Source organism: Bradyrhizobium sp. 87 (assembly GCF_023073015.1).
GTDB classification, from domain to species: Bacteria; Pseudomonadota; Alphaproteobacteria; order Rhizobiales; family Xanthobacteraceae; genus Bradyrhizobium; species Bradyrhizobium canariense_D.
Window position 1 is genome coordinate 1 of sequence record NZ_JADPIQ010000087.1, and the last position, 601, is coordinate 601.

1 protein-coding gene is annotated in these 601 nt (G+C 59.6%); it reads right to left on the reverse strand.

The window, feature by feature from the left end:
- Positions 1-41 precede the first annotated feature (41 nt).
- A partial coding sequence (locus tag IVB50_RS22515; protein ID WP_247297354.1) for a plasmid pRiA4b ORF-3 family protein occupies positions 42-601 on the reverse strand: 560 nt, incomplete at its 5' end.

Sequence of the window (601 nt, forward strand, 5' to 3'; positions counted from 1 at the left end):
GTAAGCGTCGCTCTGAGGCCCATTTGATTGGTGCTTGACGTCTATTTTGAACGCGTGGTGCGCCGGCGCGGCTTCCATATTTCCGACAATGCGTTGACGGCGGCCTCGAGCGCCTTCCGGTCGACGACGTTGGGATCAAACTGCTCAGGGCCCCAGAGGCGCATTTGTTCGTGCTCCGGATGGGTGGGGTCGCGGATGGCGTCGAGGTATTCGGTATAGCCTGACGCACCGCCGACATCTTCCGGAGGACAACGGCCGGCGGCCTCGAGCAAGAGGGGAAGTCCCTCCGTTGTCGTGTTGTCGAACCACTTTTCGAGCTTGATCACGTGATCCCAGCTGTCGCCGAAGTCGTAGAGATAATGGATCGTCTTCGCGCCGGTCTCGTGAACGATATTGGAGAGCCGCGTCTTGCGAGCATCGATGGGCTGAGGGCCAAAATCTCCATCGGGATCAGGGATACCCCAACGTCCTTCGCCAGCCAAAAACTCGAAGAGATGGCTATTCGTCCAGCCAAACGCCGCCTGAAGCGTCAGATGCAGCCGATCAAGGCGCAGCGTGAGCGGCACGACAAGGCATCGCATCACCTCCGGTTTCACGTCCT